Here is an 18,473-nt window from a genome sequence, read left to right on the forward strand (position 1 = left end):
TGTTGAACGAAAGAGAAGGAGAGGCGCTGAAGCCCTCCTTCTTTATTTTTCTTTCTCTATATCAATACTAATTTCAAGTACGGTATCAAAAGAGACTGTGTCTACTTTAAAGCGGTATATACGATCGTAATGTTTGTACGTTTTATTTTCGATGACTTTTTTGAGCAGGTCTTTATTTTTTGCGATGCTTTGAATGTTTTTCGTTAAAAGATGCTGGAGATCATTATGGATAGAAGTGGTCATGTTTTCAAGTGTAAGATTGTCTAAATCATATTTTTTTCGATTTATAATTTTTATTTTGATTTCTTGAATTGTTAAGAGCCGCTTATTTTCTGTGTTCAATTTCTCTTGGTCTTCGAGAAGGACGTGGAGTTTTGCTTCTTGTTTTTCGATAATTTCTTTTTGTTCTGCTATTTTACTAGCTTGTTCTTCTTGAAAAACACCGTATATGTACAAAAAAACAAACCAGCTCAACACTCCTCCAACAGCAGCACCAGCTAAAACTAAATACCACCTTTTTGCTGTATTGGCACTTGGTACTCTCATACATGTTCCTGCGTTAGCCATTTAATAATAATAAGACCTGTTTGCATACCACCAGTTGCGAAAAAAATAAGGAGAATTTGTTTTACGATATCTTTCATATCCCCGCCAAAGAAACTCCTTTCAAAGCTATAAAAGGTATCAAATGTTCCGCCAATCGCTGCAACGAGTGCCCAAATTCTTAAATTTTGGGCGAATTGATTAATGTAAGTTAGAGCCGGTTTTCCGATAAGAAATGCACCAAATCCGCCAATTAATGAACCACCAAGTATAACCCCAAAGGCAATAAAATAACTAATAATAAGCAGAGAGAAAAAAGTATGTTCTCTTACATCCATCGTCATTCCCCTTTCTTCTTCATATATATGGACAAAGTATAAGAAGTATGTTTTGATTTCCGCTTTCCTCATCACCTATAATAAAAGTAGTCAGATAGGTAAAGAGAGGGTACAACAGTGAAGTTTGTGCATTTACAATGTCAAACCGTTTTTAGTTTATTAAAAAGTGCTTGTAAAATTGATGAGCTTGTCATTCGGGCGAAAGAGCTTGGATTTTCATCGCTGGCCATTACAGATGAAAATGTTATGTATGGAGTCATTCCGTTTTATAAAGCATGCAAGAAAAATGGTATACAGCCTATTATCGGCTTAACAGCTTCTATTTTTAGTGAAGAAGAAGAAAGGTCTTATCCACTCGTCTTACTTGCTGAGAATGAAATAGGCTATCAAAATTTATTAAAGATTTCTAGCAGCATTATGACGAAGTCAAAAGAAGGTATTCCGAAGAAGTGGCTTGCTCATTATGCGAAAGGATTAATTGCAATTTCACCAGGGAAAGACGGAGAGATTGAACAGCTATTATTAGAAGGCAAAGAGAGTCAGGCTGAAGAAGTAGCTCGTACGTATCAAAATATGTTCAGCAATTTTTATATAAGTTTGCAGCATCATGCGATTCAAGATGAACTGCTTTTACAAGAAAAACTGCCTGAATTTATTAATAAGGTAAACGTTCCAGTCGTTGCAACAAATGATGTTCGCTATATTAATCAAAGTGACGCACTTGTTCATGAATGTTTATTATCTGTTGAAGGCGGAACGAAAATGACTGATCCAGATAGACCGAGAATGAAAACAGATCAGTATTATTTAAAGTCGTCGGATGAAATGGAAGCACTATTTTCTCATGCTGAGGAAGCGGTTCAAAATACAATAACAATCGCGGAACGTTGCCAAGTAGAAATTCCTTTCCATGTAAATCAACTACCGAAGTTTCCAGTTCCATCTAACGAGACGAGTGATATGTACTTGCACCGTGTTTGTGAAGAGGGCTTGCAAAAACGATATGGCGTACCGAAAGAAGCTCATATAAGACGTTTGGATCATGAATTAAATGTTATTTCTCGTATGGGATTTAGCGACTATTTCCTCATAGTATGGGACTTTATGAAATATGCACATGAAAATCATATTTTAACTGGGCCAGGCCGTGGATCGGCAGCTGGTTCACTCGTTTCTTACGTATTGGAAATTACAGATATTGATCCAATTGAATATGACTTATTATTTGAAAGGTTTTTAAACCCTGAACGTGTGACACTTCCAGATATTGATATTGATTTTCCAGATATAAGACGTGATGAGATGATTCGATATGTGAAAGATAAATATGGTCAGCTTCGTGTTGCTCAAATTGTAACGTTTGGAACTCTTGCAGCGAAAGCCGCAATTAGAGACATTTCTCGTGTAATGGGGCTCCCGCCAAGAGATATTGACATATTTTCAAAACTTATCCCATCAAAGCTTGGTATAACGTTAAAAGATGCATATGAGGAATCGCAATCGCTCCGTGAGTTTATACAAGGGAATCTTTTGCATGAGCGTGTGTTTGAAATTGCAAAACGTGTAGAGGGATTACCGCGTCATACGTCTATTCATGCAGCTGGCGTTATTATGAGCCAAGAACCATTAACGGGAAGTGTAGCGATTCAAGAAGGGCATAACGATGTTTATGTTACGCAATATCCAGCTGATGCATTAGAAGAACTTGGGTTGCTCAAGATGGACTTTTTAGGCTTACGTAATTTAACGTTACTTGAAAATATCATAAAGTTTATTGTGAAAAAAACTGGGAAACAAATTGATATAAGAAATTTACCTCTTCAAGATGAAAAGACGTTTCAATTGTTAGGAAGAGGGGATACAACAGGTGTATTCCAGCTTGAATCAGGCGGTATGCGAAATGTACTTCGTGGGTTAAAACCGAATGAATTTGAAGACATAGTCGCTGTTAACTCGTTATACAGACCAGGACCGATGGAACAAATTCCAACCTTTATTGAATCGAAACATGGGGAAAGACGAATTGAATATTTACATCCGGATTTAAAGCCGATTTTAGAACGAACATACGGCGTAATTGTATACCAAGAACAAATAATGCAAATCGCATCGAAGTTAGCTGGGTTTTCGCTTGGAGAAGCGGATTTACTGCGCCGTGCAGTGAGTAAAAAGAATCGTGATATTTTAGATCAAGAACGTAAGCATTTTGTTCAAGGTTGTTTGAAAAATGGATACGACGAGACATCTTCAGAACAAATTTACGATTTAATTGTAAGATTTGCGAATTACGGTTTTAACCGAAGTCACGCTGTAGCTTACAGTATGATCGGATATCAGCTTGCATATTTAAAAGCAAATTATACGCTGGAATTTATGACGGCGTTATTATCAAGTGCAATTGGAAATGAAGATAAGATTGTGCAGTATGTACGAGAAACGAAGCGGAAAGGTTTTCACGTTTTACCGCCGTCTCTTCAGAGAAGTGGTTACAACTTCCAAATAGAAGGGAATGCGATTCGATATAGTTTACTTTCGATTCGGAATATCGGAATGGCTACAGTGACTGCACTACTCGAAGAACGAGAGAAAAAAATGTTCGAAGATTTATTTGAGTTTTGTCTTCGTATGCCATCAAAATTTGTAACAGAACGAAATTTAGAAGCGTTTGTCTGGTCTGGATGTTTTGACGATTTTGGTGTTTCGAGGACGACTTTATGGAAAAGTCTCAAAGGAGCGTTAGAGTATGCAAATCTTGCGCGTGATTTTGATTTAGGGGATTCTGTTCCGAAATCAAAATACGTACAAGGAGAAGAGCTATCCTTTATTGAACAGTTAAATAAAGAGAAGGAAGCACTCGGTTTTTATTTATCTAGCTATCCGACAGCGCAGTATGCGGAGTTAGGAAAAGAATTAGAAATCCCATCTCTTGCTCAGGCGATGCGACATAAGAAAAAAGTACAAAGAGCAATCGTATATATAACGAGTGTGAAAGTTATTCGTACGAAAAAATTGCAAAAGATGGCGTTTATTACATTCTGTGATCAAAATGATGAAATGGAAGCCGTTATTTTTCCAGAAACGTATATACATTTTTCGCACAGGATAGAAGAAGGGGCAATTGTTTTAGTTGATGGTACGATTGAGCAAAGAAATCATAAGTTGCAATGGATCGTGAATGGACTATATCCACTAGAAGAAATGGATGCTTATGAAGAAATGAAAGAAGCATCTGTTTACGTGAAATTGCCGTCTCAATATGAAAAAAAGCTTGTAAATCAGGTTACAAAAATATTGTTTGACTATTCAGGTTTTGTGAAAGTACTAATTTATTATGAAAAGGAACATAAAATGGTACAATTATCTCGAAGTTTATCGATTCATCCAAGTGAAGAATGTCTAGGAGCACTTCGTGAAATTGTCGGTGACGAAAATGTCGTTGTGAAAATATAATGGACAATTTCCCTACACTTCGATTATTATAGTAGTAGTGTTCGTGGTCAGACCACTTGGAGAAATTGATATCAGCAAGAATAATTTGAGGAGAGTGGATAGTTTGTCAACACTTCGTGAAGAAGCACTTCACATGCATAAAGTGCATCAAGGAAAATTAGAAACTGTATCAAAAGTAAAAGTAGAAAATGCAAAAGATTTAAGTCTTGCATATTCTCCAGGGGTTGCAGAGCCTTGTAAAGAAATTTATGACGATAAAAGTAAGGTATATGAATATACAATGAAGGGAAATATGGTAGCAGTTGTGACAGATGGAACGGCTGTACTTGGTCTTGGTAACATTGGACCTGAAGCATCTCTTCCAGTAATGGAAGGTAAAGCTGTATTATTCAAGAGCTTTGCTGGTGTAGATGCATTCCCGATTGCCTTAAATACAAACGATGTAGATAAAATTGTTGAAACTGTAAAATTAATGGAGCCAACTTTTGGCGGTGTAAACTTAGAAGATATCGCAGCACCAAACTGCTTCGTTATTGAAGAACGTTTGAAAAAAGAGACAAACATTCCGATATTCCATGATGATCAACACGGAACAGCTATCGTAACAGTAGCAGGCCTTGTGAATGCGCTGAAGTTAGTTGGAAAGAAAATGTCTGACATTAAAGTTGTCGCAAATGGTGCAGGTGCAGCAGGTATTGCAATCATTAAACTTTTATATCGCTATGGTGTACGTGACGTTATTATGTGTGACCGTAAAGGTGCAATCTATGAAGGTCGTCCTGTCGGTATGAATCCGGTGAAAGATGAAGTTGCAAAATATACAAATAAGAATCGTATAGAAGGTTCTTTAGCTGACGTTTTACAAGGTGCTGACGTATTCATTGGTGTATCTGCAGCAGGTGCATTAACTGAAGAGATGGTTCGTACAATGAATGACGATGCAATTATTTTTGCAATGGCGAATCCAGTTCCAGAAATTATGCCAGAATTGGCAAAAGCAGCGGGCGCAGCTGTTGTTGGAACAGGTCGTTCTGACTTCCCGAACCAAGTAAATAATGTACTAGCGTTCCCAGGTATTTTCCGCGGTGCACTTGATGTACATGCGACACAAATTAATGAAGAAATGAAGATGGCAGCTGTACAAGCCATTGCGGAGCTTGTATCAGAGGATGAGTTGAATGCAGATCATATCATTCCAGCGCCATTTGACGCGCGTGTAGCGCCTCAAGTAGCGGCTTACGTTGCGAAAGCAGCAATGGAGACAGGAGTGGCTCGCCGTCAAGTAGATCCAAATGAAGTCGCTGAGAAAACAAAACAATTAGCGCTGATTGGTAAAGAATAAGCGAGGAATTTCCATTGACATCATCAAATACAAAAGTATATCTCGAAATTGTAAAAAAAATCCGTTCCATTATGGAAGAGGATTGTTTAGTAGCAGGGGATCGTTTGCCATCTGAGCGTGAGTTAAGTTCACGCTTAAATGTTGGACGTTCCTCTGTAAGAGAAGCATTACGTGCTTTAGAACTGGTAGGATTAATTGAAACGAGACGTGGTGAGGGGACGTTTATTCGAAACTTTTACGATAACGGTCTTGTACAATTAATTGCTCCGTTCTTGCTGCAAGATGAGAAAACAATTCGTGATTTATTACAAACAAAACAATTGCTTGAGAAAGATATGATTCGAATTGTATGTAATTTACCGAAAGAAACGTTTTCTAAAGTACTAAGTAAATTACACCAAGTGCTTGAAGAAAATGAAAGCTCAATTCCAATGCTTCATCAAACGTTTTTTAAAACACTTATTGAACAATTCGATAATTATTTACTATATCGCATTTGGATGATCGTAAATGATTACGTTGCAACTCTTTCTTGTGAAGTTTCAGGAGATTCTATTGAAATGTATAGAAAGCTTTATGCTACTTTGGAAGTGAAGCAAGAAAATGATGCACTAAAAATTTACGATGAATTAGTAGAGAATATACAGTTTCACTCGTAATGTATAAAATTTGTCGAAATGACCATGACACGTTATGACAAACATTCTACCGCATAGCGGTTAAAGTTAAACGTAAAGAGAGAGGTTATTAGACAGATTGAGAAGATAAGGCTAACATCAAACTTTGGTGTTAGCCCCATTTTCTTCTTACGCTAACCTTAGCTCTCAACGAAGGGGGTCAAATTGTGCTAAGAGATTTATTCGTGAAAAAGAAAAAGTACGCTGCAATACCTTCAGAACAAGTACGAAAAGATGTACCAGATGGTGTTATGACAAAATGTCCAAAATGTAAAAAAATCATGTATACGAAAGAGCTTCTGAAAAATTTAAAAGTATGTGTGAACTGTGGATATCATCATCCTATGAATGCATGGGAACGCCTTGATAGTATATTGGACGAAGGGTCATTCCGTGAGTATGACAAAGAAATGGTTTCATTAAATCCACTCGAGTTTCCGGGATATGAAGAGAAATTAGAGAACGATCGTAAGAAGACTGAATTGAATGAAGCGGTTGTAACTGGTGAAGGAACAATTGATGACATGCTTGTTGTTGTTGCAGTAATGGATTCTCGTTTTCGAATGGGCAGCATGGGATCTGTTGTAGGAGAGAAAATTGCCCGTGCGGTTGAAAAGGCATACGACTTACAAGTTCCATTTATTATCTTTACTGCGTCGGGTGGTGCTCGTATGCAAGAAGGGATATTAAGTTTAATGCAAATGGCAAAAACAAGCGTAGCTTTGAAAAAGCATAGTAATGCAGGAGGGTTATTTATTTCTGTTATGACTCACCCGACGACGGGCGGGGTTTCAGCAAGTTTCGCTTCACTTGGTGATTATAATCTTGCAGAGCCAGGTGCACTTATCGGATTTGCTGGTAGGCGTGTAATTGAACAAACAGTGCGTGAGAAACTGCCGGACGATTTCCAAACGGCAGAATTTTTACTAGAGCACGGTCAATTAGATGCGGTTGTGCATCGTGATGATATGAGAGAATCACTCCGTAAGATTTTAGAAGTTCATCAAGGAGGGGAAATGGCTGTATGGCAGAGTTAGAATTTGAGAAACCAGTTGTTGAGCTAAGAAATAAGATTCGTGAACTGAAAGACTATACGAAAAACAGCCAGATGGACTTCAGTGAGGAGATTCGTATTTTGGAAGACAAGCTAGAAAAACTAGAGGAAGATATATACGGCAATATGAAAGTATGGGACCGTGTTCAAATTGCTCGTCATGCAGAACGACCGACAACGCTCGATTATATTGAGCACTTATTTACTAATTTTTTTGAATGTCATGGAGATCGCCTATTTGGCGACGATGCAGCGATTGTCGGCGGCATTGCGAAATATAAGGGGATGCCTGTAACTGTAATTGGGCACCAACGCGGAAAAGATACGAAAGAAAATATTCGTCGTAATTTTGGGATGCCTCATCCAGAAGGATATCGAAAAGCACTGCGTCTAATGAAACAAGCGGAGAAGTTCAATCGTCCAATTATTTGTTTCATTGATACGAAGGGAGCTTATCCTGGTAAAGCAGCTGAAGAACGTGGACAAAGTGAGGCAATTGCCCGTAATTTATTTGAAATGGCGGGTTTAACTGTACCTGTTATTTGTATCGTTATCGGTGAAGGTGGTAGCGGTGGTGCGTTAGGTCTTGGAGTAGGAGATTACATTCATATGCTAGAAAATTCCACTTATTCTGTTATTACACCAGAGGGTGCGGCGGCAATTCTTTGGAAAGATGCTGGTAAAGCAAAAGAAGCTGCAGAAGCGATGAAAATTACAGCATTAGATTTGAAAGAATTAGGTGTAATTGACGAAATTATTCCAGAGGCAAAAGGCGGAGCGCATCGTAATGTTTTGAAACAATCAGAAAATATAGATTTAATGCTTAAGAAAACTTTTGAACAATTAAGCGGAATTTCGAAAGATGAATTAATCGAAAAACGTTATGAAAAATATATGAAAATTGGGCAAGTTTCGTTTTCAAACGCTTCCATTGGGATAAAATAAGAAAAGCGTGCGTTCCTCTTCGCGAATGCACGTTTTTATTATGAAAAGACACATCTTCTCCATTGTGTTTTTATATTTTTTCGTGTTATTTTATTATAAGGCAAATAATCTTTATGAGGTGAGTACAAATGAAACGTATTGGTGTATTAACAAGTGGTGGAGATTCACCTGGTATGAATGCTGCCATTCGTGCAGTTGTTCGTAAAGCGATTTTCCATGATATTGAAGTATATGGTATTTACCATGGATACGCTGGTTTAATTTCTGGTCATATTGAAAAATTAGAACTTGGTTCTGTTGGCGATATTATCCACCGTGGTGGTACAAAATTATATACAGCAAGATGTCCTGAGTTTAAAGACCCAGAAGTACGACTAAAAGGAATCGAGCAATTAAAGAAACATGGTATTGAAGGACTTGTTGTTATTGGTGGAGATGGTTCTTACCAAGGCGCAAAAAAATTAACTGAGCAAGGATTCCCATGTGTAGGTGTACCAGGTACAATCGACAATGATATCCCTGGAACAGACTTCACAATTGGTTTCGATACAGCTTTAAATACTGTTATTGATGCAATTGATAAAATCCGTGATACAGCTACATCTCATGAACGTACATATGTTATCGAAGTAATGGGACGTCACGCTGGAGATATCGCATTATGGGCTGGTTTAGCTGATGGTGCAGAAACTATCTTAATTCCAGAAGAGAAGTATGACATGGATGATGTTATCGCTCGTCTAAAACGCGGTAGTGAACGTGGTAAAAAGCACAGTATTATTGTTGTAGCTGAAGGTGTTGGAAGTGCAATTGACATCGGTAAGCACATTGAAGAAGCGACAAACTTTGATACTCGTGTAACTGTATTAGGTCACGTACAACGTGGTGGATCACCAAGTGCACAAGACCGTGTATTAGCTAGTCGTCTTGGAGCAAGAGCAGTTGAATTATTAATTGCTGGTAATGGCGGACGTTGTGTTGGTATTCAAAATAATAAACTTGTTGATCATGACATTATCGAAGCGTTAGCTCAAAAGCATACAATCGATAAAGATATGTATCAATTATCTAAAGAATTATCTATCTAATCGGCTTAATGTCGTGTATTTGGGAACGGTTTCATAATTTTCGGAGGTGCAATATGCGTAAAACTAAAATTGTATGTACTATAGGTCCTGCTAGTGAAAGTATTGAGAAATTAGAGCAATTAATGGAAGCGGGTATGAACGTTGCTCGTTTAAACTTCTCTCATGGTAGCCATGAAGAGCATGGAGCTCGTATTAAAAATATTCGTGAAGCTTCAAAGAAAACTGGTAAAACAGTTGGTATTTTACTTGATACAAAAGGTCCAGAAATCCGTACACATGACTTTGTAGACGGACAAGCTGAGCTTGTAACAGGTGCAGAAGTAATTCTTTCTACTGAACAAGTGTTAGGAACTGCAGAGAAGTTCTCAGTATCTTATGCTGGTCTTTATGATGATGTTGACCCAGGTTCTCGTATTCTAATCGATGACGGTCTTATCGAACTAGAAGTAATCGAAAAAGCTGATGGAAACATCCGTACAAAAGTATTAAACAGCGGAACTGTAAAAAATAAAAAAGGTGTTAACGTACCAAACGTAAGCATTAAGCTTCCTGGTATCACTGAAAAAGACGTAAAAGATATCGTTTTCGGTATCGAGCAAAAAGTTGATTTCATCGCGGCATCTTTCGTACGTAAAGCATCTGACGTATTAGAAATTCGTGAATTATTAGAAGGACATGACGCTCAATACATCCAAATCGTACCGAAAATTGAAAACCAAGAAGGTATCGACAACATCGATGCAATCTTAGAAGTTTCTGACGGTTTAATGGTTGCTCGTGGTGATATGGGTGTAGAAATTCCACCAGAAGAAGTACCATTAGTACAAAAGCGTCTAATCAAAAAATGTAACGTATTAGGCAAACCGGTTATTACTGCAACACAAATGTTAGATTCTATGCAACGTAACCCACGTCCAACTCGTGCGGAAGCAAGTGACGTAGCAAACGCAATCTTCGATGGAACAGATGCAATTATGCTTTCAGGTGAAACTGCTGCGGGTCAATACCCTGTAGAAGCTGTAACAATGATGGCTAACATTGCAGTGCGTGTTGAAAAATCATTACAATATGAAGATATGTTCAAAAAACGTATTAAAGAGTTCACTCCAACAATTACAGATGCAATTAGCCAATCTGTTGCGCATACAGCACTTGCTCTTGATGTAGCTGCAATCGTAGCTCCAACAGAAAGTGGACATACTGCGAAAATGATCTCTAAATACCGTCCAAAATCTCCAATCGTAGCTGTAACATCTGACGAGCAAGTAGGACGTCGTCTTGCACTTGTTTGGGGTGTACAAGCGTTTATGGCTGGAAAACGTGCAGCGTCTACTGATGAAATGTTAGATACTGCAATTCAAACAGGTATGGATGCAGGTTTAATCGGACTTGGAGATACTGTAGTAATCACTGCTGGTGTACCAGTTGCTGAAACTGGTACAACAAACTTAATGAAAATCCACGTTGTTGGTGAAGAAGTTGCTAAAGGGCAAGGAATCGGTCGTAAAGCTGCAAAAGGTAAAGTAGTTGTAGCGAAAACAGCTGCTGAAGCTGTAGCGAACGTAAACAAAGGTGATATCCTTGTTACAACAAGCACTGATAAAGATATGATTCCTGCAATTGAAAAAGCTGCTGCTCTAGTTGTAGAAGAAGGTGGCTTAACAAGCCATGCAGCTGTTGTAGGTGTATCAATCGGTATTCCTGTTATTGTTGGTGTAAACGGCGTAACAACAACTTTAAAAAGTGGCCAAGAAGTAACAGTTGATGCAGCGCGCGGAATTGTTTATAATGGACATGCGGAAGTGCTATAAGAAGTAATACGGAGAGAAGGATCGGAGTCCTTCTCTTTTTTTTACACAAAAAAGATCGAGATGGCTTTAAATACCTGAAATAGCTTCGAAAAACGTTTATTATAATGTTTGGTGGAAGAGGGTTATTCATCCTTTGTAAAGCTTGTATGAGCGTTGTAAGGGGGTATAATAAGGGGTTTTGTAAGGTGATGGTGGAAAGTGATACTTTAACCTTTTGAATGAAATATGAAGGGGTGCGAGCAATGAAGTGGTTACTATTCTTACTTATTGTAATACCGGCGATTGAGATTACCGTATTGATAGGATCGAGTCATGTAATAGGTTTATGGTCTACGTTCGCTATGATTGTATTTACGGGTATTGTGGGTGTATATTTGGCGAAAAGACAAGGGTTTAAAGTGCTTAGAGAGATTCAGTTTAGGTTAAATAGAGGAGAAATGCCGGGTGATACGGTTCTAGATGGTATTTTTATATTCGTGGGAGGTATTCTTTTAGTGCTACCTGGATATGTGACGGATATAATAGGTTTTATCTGTGTTGTTCCTGTAACGAGGGCTTTATTGAAGCCGGTTGTTATGAAGTGGATTGATTGGAAATTTAGAAAGAGAACTACTATTATTGTTCAGAAATAACGCGTAGATTATAGCGATCTGCGCGTTATTTTTTTTGTTTGCTATTTATGGTCAATTGTTAGCTTCCTGTTCTGGCTGGATTGTTCTTAGTTATTAAACGATAGGATAAAGAGGGGATCTTGTGAATGAAAAGTGTTACATTAGGATGATGTTCTTACTTGTAGTAAGAATCTACTAGTGAGCAGAAGTTAGATAGGAGAAGAAAAATTACTGATTAAAGGGTTCGTCTGCCTTGTTTTGTATATTTATTCATTTACATAAAAAGTAATAAATGTAAGTAATAATTATAAAGTGAATAGAATAAAAATGTATTTCTGACCTAAAATATGCGTTTTTATGCAAAAAACAAGAGAATTATCCGTTTTTAGGAAATTCTCTTTTAAATGTAGGTAGTACAAAAAGTACAGTGAATAATCAGTGGGAATTTCCCACTGATTACAGTTGATTTTTTGTTGTGTATGAATTAGAAAATATTATTTTGATGGTGAGCCCTTAATGAATTTCCATAAGTCGTGGAATACATGAGCTTTGTGTAATGTATTAAGTAGTACTAATATGACTGGACCGATGATTAATCCTAAAAAACCAAAGAGCTTAAAGCCGACAAATAGAGCGATGAGTGTCGCTAATGGATCGAGTCCAATATTAGATGAAAGTACTTTTGGCTCCATGATTTGTCTTTGGACAATCACGACGATGTATAGGATGAGGAGACCGATGGCGAATGCAGTATCGCCTGTGAAAAATACGTATATAACCCAAGGGACGAAGACAGCTCCAGTTCCTAAATACGGGAGTAAATCTACAACCCCTGTAATAATCGCGATAGTAATTGCGTATGGCACGCGTAATATTAAAAGGCCGATTAGTACAATGATAGTTGTCATAGATACGAGGGTAAGTTGCGCTTTAACAAAACCAAACAAAGCCTTTCTTAAATCGACAAAAATAGTTTTTCCGTATCCATGTACACGATTAGGTAGAAGTTTCCTTACTTTATGAGCAAGACGGTGCCAATCGTAACTAATGAAGAAGGTGGCTAATAAGATGAATACAAGGACAGTTAAAGTTGTTGGTAATGCACTAATGAAATTTGTTAATCCACTTATAATGGCGGTTAAAAGTTCTTTCATTTGTGTCGTTGCTTCGGTGCCTAAGTTTTGAATGTTTTGCGTAATAGTGTATCGTTGTGGTTCTCCAAGATGATTAAATTTAGAAATTAAATCATCATAGAGAGGCATAATATGATTAAGTGCAAATTGTTGGGCGAATGCAACGATATCTGGAAACTTCACTGTAACAATTTGTAGTAAGTATGTTGTGGCAGATATTGCTTCAGTTACAAGGTATGTAACAAGTCCGACGATAGCTCCGAATACGAGAATTAAGCTAACGAGTACCGCTAATGCGCGAGGAAATTGTAGTTTTTGATTAAGGAAGTTGACGACAGGGTTAATCAAATAAGCAAATGCAAAAGCGATAATAAAAGGGTAGATAAGGCCTGACATGTACAGCAATGCATAGAACCCAACTACCGTTGCTACAATGACAAATATGAGTCGTAATATCATATATAGTAAGTTTCGGTTCAAAGATGTATACCTCCCATTCCAATTTGGATTATCCTAATTCGTTCAACTTATAACGAGTGAGATTCACTGATCAAAGTTTCACTTTATGTTATAGTGGAATGATGGATTTAGCCTGCTTTTGCAGCGGATTAATGACTACAGAAGCTTGTTGGTGATGCTTCTACTATATGGTAAAAACTTCATTTTCTCTCCTTTTTATTTTACCTGTTTCTTATTATAAAAGAAAGGAGAGACATCCGCTTTTAAATGTATCTGCATGCTTTGTTTTTTTCTGGTTAAAGTCTTGTTTGTAATTTTGAAATGTATAAAAATCAATTCGTTTCTTTATTATAATTAATAAATATAATTCGATATAGCATGTATAACGATAGGTTTAAAGGTATTTTTGTTTGGAAACAAGTTCATTATTTTCAGAAAGGAAGTGCAATCATGATTAGTCAGTCAACGTTATTTTTATTCATACTACTTATTATAGGACTTATTGCTAAAAATCAATCGCTTACTGTAGCTGTTGGAGTGTTATTTTTATTGAAATTTACGTTTTTAGGAGATAAAGCTTTTCCTTATTTACAAACGAAAGGAATTAATCTCGGTGTGACGGTTATTACAATTGCGGTGCTCGTCCCAATTGCGACGGGGGAAATAGGGTTTAAACAACTCGGAGAAGCGGCGAAATCATACTATGCATGGATTGCTTTAGCTTCAGGAGTAGCGGTTGCTTTATTGGCGAAAGGTGGGGTGCAATTATTAACGACTGATCCTCATATTACAACCGCACTTGTTTTTGGGACAATTATAGCTGTAGCTTTATTTAACGGAGTCGCTGTAGGTCCATTAATTGGGGCTGGAATTGCCTATGCAGTTATGAGTATTATACAAATGTTTAAATAAGGAATTTTATAGTAATATAAAATTTTTGAATTCTTTCTGTTCACAAAAGTCAGATAATTGTTTATAATAGGATTAGAAACTTTGAAAAGTTACATAACAGCAGAGACTTTACACCAGATAAAATAAAAACAACATAAAACAATTTTATAATGATATTGTTTTATGTTGTTTTTATCATAAAACTCTTCGGAATTTATTTTCCTCACTAACTTGTTGTTCTGAGCGTGAGGATTCGGGGAGACATTCACGCTCATGCTTTCCATGTAAGTAATGGACAATAAGAGGGGAACATCGCAATAAATTTGCATGAACGTGCATTTTGCTTGCCTAAAGAGTGAACGAGCGTTCATAATTTATAAGGGGAGCAAATAGATATAAGGAGCAAGGTTGGGAGAATTTTCAGGAAAAGGAGAGAATGTCATGACTGTTATTCGAGGTTTAGAAGGGGTAGTAGCAACAACATCATCTGTGAGCTCTATTATTGATGATACATTAACTTATGTTGGGTATAATATTGATGATTTAGCGGAGAATGCTACATTTGAAGAAGTAGTGTACTTATTATGGCACCGCAAGCTTCCTAACGAACAAGAACTAGCGGAATTTAGTGAAACTGTATCTGAATACTATAAAGTACCAGGTGAAATTTTAACATATTTGAAACAAGTAGATTTAAAAATCGCGCATCCGATGTCTGTTTTACGAACTGCGATTTCCATGCTATCATTATACGATGAGAGCGCTGAAATTATGGATGAGAAGTCCAATTATTTGAAAGCGGTTAAATTACAGGCTCAAGTCGGAACTTTAATTGCGGCTTATGCAAGAATCCGTAAAGGTTTAGATATTGTTGAGCCGAGAAAAGATTTATCATTAGCTGCAAACTTCTTGTACATGTTAAATGATCGTGAGCCAAATGAAGTTGAAATTGAAGCTTTTGATAAGGCGCTTGTACTTCATGCAGATCATGAGTTAAACGCTTCTACATTTACTGCACGTGTTTGCGTAGCTACACTTTCAGATGTATATTCTGGTATTACAGCAGCAATCGGTGCATTAAAAGGTCCTCTTCACGGCGGGGCAAATGAAAATGTAATGAAGATGTTAACTGAAATTGGCGAAGAAGAAAATGTAGAATCATATATTCATAATGCTCTTCAAAATAAAGTGAAAATCATGGGCTTTGGCCACCGTGTGTATGAGCATGGTGATCCACGTGCAAAACATTTACGTGAAATGTCTAAGAGATTATGCGTGCTTTTAGGAGAAGAGAAATGGTATAATATGTCTATCAAAATTGAAGACATTGTAACAAAAGAAAAAGGTCTTCCACCAAATGTTGATTTCTATTCAGCTTCTGTATACCATTGTTTAGGAATTGATCATGACTTATTTACACCTATTTTTGCAATTAGCCGCATGTCAGGCTGGTTAGCTCATATTCTAGAACAATATGAAAATAACCGTTTAATCCGTCCACGTGCTGATTATAATGGACCAACACATCAAGTGTATGTTCCAATTGCACAACGATAAGCGAAAAACACTATTTCGATAGTAAAAATACGCTTTCAAAAGTCTGATTTTTCCGGGAAGATGTAATGATTAGAATATTTAAATTTGACTAACGGTTTGAACTGAGGGGTTATTCCCTCAGTTTCATACATATGAAATTTCAAACATGGGGGTTATCACATTGACGACAGGTGAAAAAATTACTGTAACTAATGGTGTTATGAATGTACCAAACAATCCGATTATTCCATTTATCGAAGGAGATGGAATTGGTCCTGATATTTGGGCTGCAGCATCTCGCGTAATAGAAGCAGCAGTTGAGAAAGCTTATGATGGTGAGAAGAAAATCGTTTGGAAAGAAGTGCTTGCAGGGGAAAAAGCATTCAACCAAACAGGCGAGTGGTTACCAGAAGAGACTTTAAATTTAATTCGTGAATATTTAATCGCAATTAAAGGTCCACTTACAACTCCAGTTGGCGGTGGTATTCGTTCTCTAAACGTTGCGCTTCGTCAAGAATTAGATTTATATGTATGTCTACGTCCAGTTCGTTACTTTGAAGGTGTTCCTTCACCTGTAAAACGTCCGGAAGATACTGATATGGTTATTTTCCGTGAAAATACAGAAGACATTTATGCTGGAATTGAATATGCACAAGGTTCTCCAGAAGCAGAAAAAGTTCTTGCTTTCTTAAAAGAAGCAATGGGTGTTAATAAAATCCGCTTCCCAGAAACATCAGGGATTGGTATTAAACCAATTTCAGAGGAAGGGACAAAGCGTCTTGTTCGTGCTGCAATTCAATATGCAATTAACGAAAAACGTTCTTCTGTTACATTAGTTCATAAAGGAAACATTATGAAATTTACAGAAGGTGCTTTCAAAAACTGGGGTTACGAAGTAGCGGAACAAGAATTCGGCGACAAAGTATTTACTTGGGCTGAATATGATCGCATTGTTGAAAAAGATGGAAAAGATGCAGCGAATAAAGCGATGGCAGACGCAGAAGTGGCTGGGAAAATCATCGTAAAAGATTCTATTGCAGATATCTTCTTACAACAAATTTTAACTCGTCCACGTGAGTTTGATGTTGTTGCAACAATGAACTTAAACGGAGACTACATCTCTGATGCACTTGCTGCGCAAGTAGGTGGAATTGGTATTGCACCTGGTGCAAACATTAACTATGTGACTGGACATGCTATCTTTGAAGCTACACATGGTACAGCTCCAAAATATGCAGGTTTAGATAAAGTAAACCCATCTTCAGTTCTTCTTTCAGGTGTACTATTATTAGAGCACTTAGGATGGAACGAAGCTGCGAATTTAGTAACTGATTCAGTTGAGAAAACAATTGAATCAAAAGTAGTAACTTATGATTTCGCACGCTTAATGGAAGGTGCAACAGAAGTGAAATGTTCTGAGTTCGCTAATGAACTTATTAAAAACATGGATGTAGCGATAATCAAAAACGCATAATTAAAGCGGGGGGTAAATTATGACAATCAAACGCAAGAAAGTTTCAGTCATCGGTGCAGGATTTACAGGAGCAACAACAGCATTCTTATTAGCACAAAAAGAACTTGCAGATGTTGTATTAGTGGACATTCCACAGCTGGAAAATCCAACAAAAGGGAAAGCGTTAGATATGTTAGAAGCGAGCCCAGTACAAGGTTTTGATGCTAACATTATTGGTACATCTGATTACGCAGATACTGCTGATTCTGACGTTGTCGTTATTACAGCTGGTATTGCGCGTAAGCCTGGTATGAGCCGTGATGACTTAGTAGCAACAAACTCTAAAATTATGAAAAGTATTACGCGCGACATTGCAAAACATTCACCAAATGCGATTATTGTTGTATTAACAAATCCGGTTGATGCAATGACATATTCTGTATTTAAAGAAGCAGGATTCCCGAAAGAGCGTGTTATCGGTCAATCGGGCGTATTAGATACAGCTCGTTTCCGTACATTCATTTCACAAGAATTAAATCTTTCTGTGAAAGACATTACAGGATTTGTTCTTGGTGGACATGGTGACGATATGGTACCTCTTGTACGCTACTCCTATGCAGGTGGCATTCCGTTAGAAACATTAATTCCGAAAGAACGTTTAGAAGCAATCGTAGAACGTACACGTAAAGGTGGCGGTGAGATTGTAGGCTTATTAGGGAACGGTAGTGCATATTATGCGCCAGCAGCTTCTTTAGTTGAAATGACAGAAGCAATCTTGAAAGATCAACGCCGTGTATTACCTGCTATTGCATACCTTGAAGGTGAGTATGGTTATAGTGACCTTTACTTAGGGGTACCAGTAATTCTGGGTGGTAACGGAATTGAAAAAATTATTGAATTAGAACTTCTTGAAGATGAAAAAGAAGCGTTAGATCGCTCTGTAGAATCTGTACGTAACGTTATGAAAGTTCTTGTTTAATAATTAAATATAAGCGGAAAAAGATTCGGGGCCCCGAATCTTTTTCTACTATATATTGAAATGTTTTTTTGAAATAATATGAAAACGCTATCATTTGGTGTATCCTATAATGAAACTATAGACGTATACTATATATTGCCCTCATCATAGTAAATTTCGGATA

At 37.2% G+C, this 18,473-nt stretch carries 15 protein-coding genes; 12 read left to right on the top strand and 3 right to left on the bottom strand.

The annotated features are described in order from the left end of the window. Window positions 1-42: 42 nt before the first annotated feature. Together ytrI and QCI75_RS04295 are read right to left on the bottom strand one after the other, a co-directional pair. On the bottom strand, window positions 43-546 hold the full coding sequence (gene ytrI, locus QCI75_RS04290; protein ID WP_002145421.1) for a sporulation membrane protein YtrI: 504 nt from the start codon (window positions 544-546) through the stop codon (window positions 43-45). Continuing rightward, window positions 543-956 carry a YtrH family sporulation protein gene (locus tag QCI75_RS04295; RefSeq protein WP_002005839.1) on the bottom strand — a complete coding sequence of 138 codons (414 nt, stop codon included), beginning with the start codon at window positions 954-956 and terminating at the stop codon, window positions 543-545. The genes ytrI and QCI75_RS04295 overlap by 4 nt, the downstream gene beginning before the upstream one ends. 42 nt (window positions 957-998) lie before the next feature. Here QCI75_RS04295 and dnaE point away from each other — a divergent pair, with 42 nt between their 5' ends. The 8 genes from dnaE to QCI75_RS04335 all read left to right on the top strand — a co-directional run bounded on the left by dnaE (window position 999) and on the right by QCI75_RS04335 (window position 11,880). Next, on the top strand, window positions 999-4,331 hold the full coding sequence (gene dnaE / locus QCI75_RS04300; protein ID WP_353760001.1) for a DNA polymerase III subunit alpha: 3,333 nt from the start codon (window positions 999-1,001) through the stop codon (window positions 4,329-4,331). 133 nt (window positions 4,332-4,464) lie between these two features. Then, complete coding sequence (ystJ, locus tag QCI75_RS04305) at window positions 4,465-5,673, top strand: NADP-dependent malic enzyme (RefSeq protein ID WP_165763976.1); 1,209 nt, start codon at window positions 4,465-4,467, stop codon at window positions 5,671-5,673. Window positions 5,674-5,687: 14 nt separating this feature from the next. Beyond that, window positions 5,688-6,332 carry a FadR/GntR family transcriptional regulator gene (locus QCI75_RS04310; RefSeq protein ID WP_144505186.1) on the top strand — a complete coding sequence of 215 codons (645 nt, stop codon included), beginning with the start codon at window positions 5,688-5,690 and terminating at the stop codon, window positions 6,330-6,332. Window positions 6,333-6,517: 185 nt separating this feature from the next. Further along, window positions 6,518-7,387, top strand: coding sequence for an acetyl-CoA carboxylase, carboxyltransferase subunit beta (gene accD, locus QCI75_RS04315; RefSeq protein ID WP_098778166.1), 870 nt, complete (start codon window positions 6,518-6,520; stop codon window positions 7,385-7,387). Then, window positions 7,375-8,349, top strand: coding sequence for an acetyl-CoA carboxylase carboxyl transferase subunit alpha (gene accA / locus QCI75_RS04320; RefSeq protein WP_000818787.1), 975 nt, complete (start codon window positions 7,375-7,377; stop codon window positions 8,347-8,349). Before accD ends, accA begins: the two co-directional genes overlap by 13 nt. A 128-nt stretch (window positions 8,350-8,477) precedes the next feature. Next, a complete protein-coding gene (gene pfkA, locus QCI75_RS04325) occupies window positions 8,478-9,437 on the top strand; it encodes a 6-phosphofructokinase (RefSeq protein WP_002173722.1) in 960 nt (319 codons plus the stop codon). Window positions 9,438-9,490: 53 nt separating this feature from the next. Next, window positions 9,491-11,248, top strand: a complete 1,758-nt coding sequence (pyk, locus tag QCI75_RS04330; protein WP_144505183.1) for a pyruvate kinase — start codon at window positions 9,491-9,493, stop codon at window positions 11,246-11,248. Window positions 11,249-11,490: 242 nt separating this feature from the next. Beyond that, window positions 11,491-11,880: an FxsA family protein gene (locus QCI75_RS04335; protein ID WP_098778162.1), complete on the top strand. Its 390-nt coding sequence runs from the start codon at window positions 11,491-11,493 to the stop codon at window positions 11,878-11,880. Between the two features lie 473 nt (window positions 11,881-12,353). Here the strand turns inward: QCI75_RS04335 and ytvI are convergent, their stop codons facing one another. Further along, window positions 12,354-13,472, bottom strand: a complete 1,119-nt coding sequence (gene ytvI / locus QCI75_RS04340) for a sporulation integral membrane protein YtvI (protein WP_098778161.1) — start codon at window positions 13,470-13,472, stop codon at window positions 12,354-12,356. Window positions 13,473-13,901: 429 nt separating this feature from the next. On the opposite strand from ytvI, the gene QCI75_RS04345 reads away from it, so the two are divergent. From QCI75_RS04345 to mdh, 4 genes are all read left to right on the top strand, one after another. Continuing rightward, window positions 13,902-14,363, top strand: coding sequence for a DUF441 domain-containing protein (locus QCI75_RS04345; protein ID WP_098778160.1), 462 nt, complete (start codon window positions 13,902-13,904; stop codon window positions 14,361-14,363). A gap of 387 nt (window positions 14,364-14,750) precedes the next feature. Next, window positions 14,751-15,899: a citrate synthase gene (gene citZ, locus QCI75_RS04350; protein WP_144505180.1), complete on the top strand. Its 1,149-nt coding sequence runs from the start codon at window positions 14,751-14,753 to the stop codon at window positions 15,897-15,899. Window positions 15,900-16,059: 160 nt separating this feature from the next. Next, entirely contained in the window at window positions 16,060-17,352 is a 1,293-nt protein-coding gene (icd, locus tag QCI75_RS04355) for an NADP-dependent isocitrate dehydrogenase (RefSeq protein WP_002088934.1), read from the top strand. Between the two features lie 19 nt (window positions 17,353-17,371). After that, the gene (mdh, locus tag QCI75_RS04360) at window positions 17,372-18,310 is read left to right on the top strand and encodes a malate dehydrogenase (RefSeq protein ID WP_070145081.1); all 939 of its coding nucleotides are present in this window, start codon (window positions 17,372-17,374) and stop codon (window positions 18,308-18,310) included. Window positions 18,311-18,473: the final 163 nt, after the last annotated feature.

It is taken from the genome of Bacillus cereus group sp. RP43 (assembly GCF_040459645.1).
GTDB classification, from domain to species: Bacteria; Bacillota; Bacilli; order Bacillales; family Bacillaceae_G; genus Bacillus_A; species Bacillus_A mycoides_C.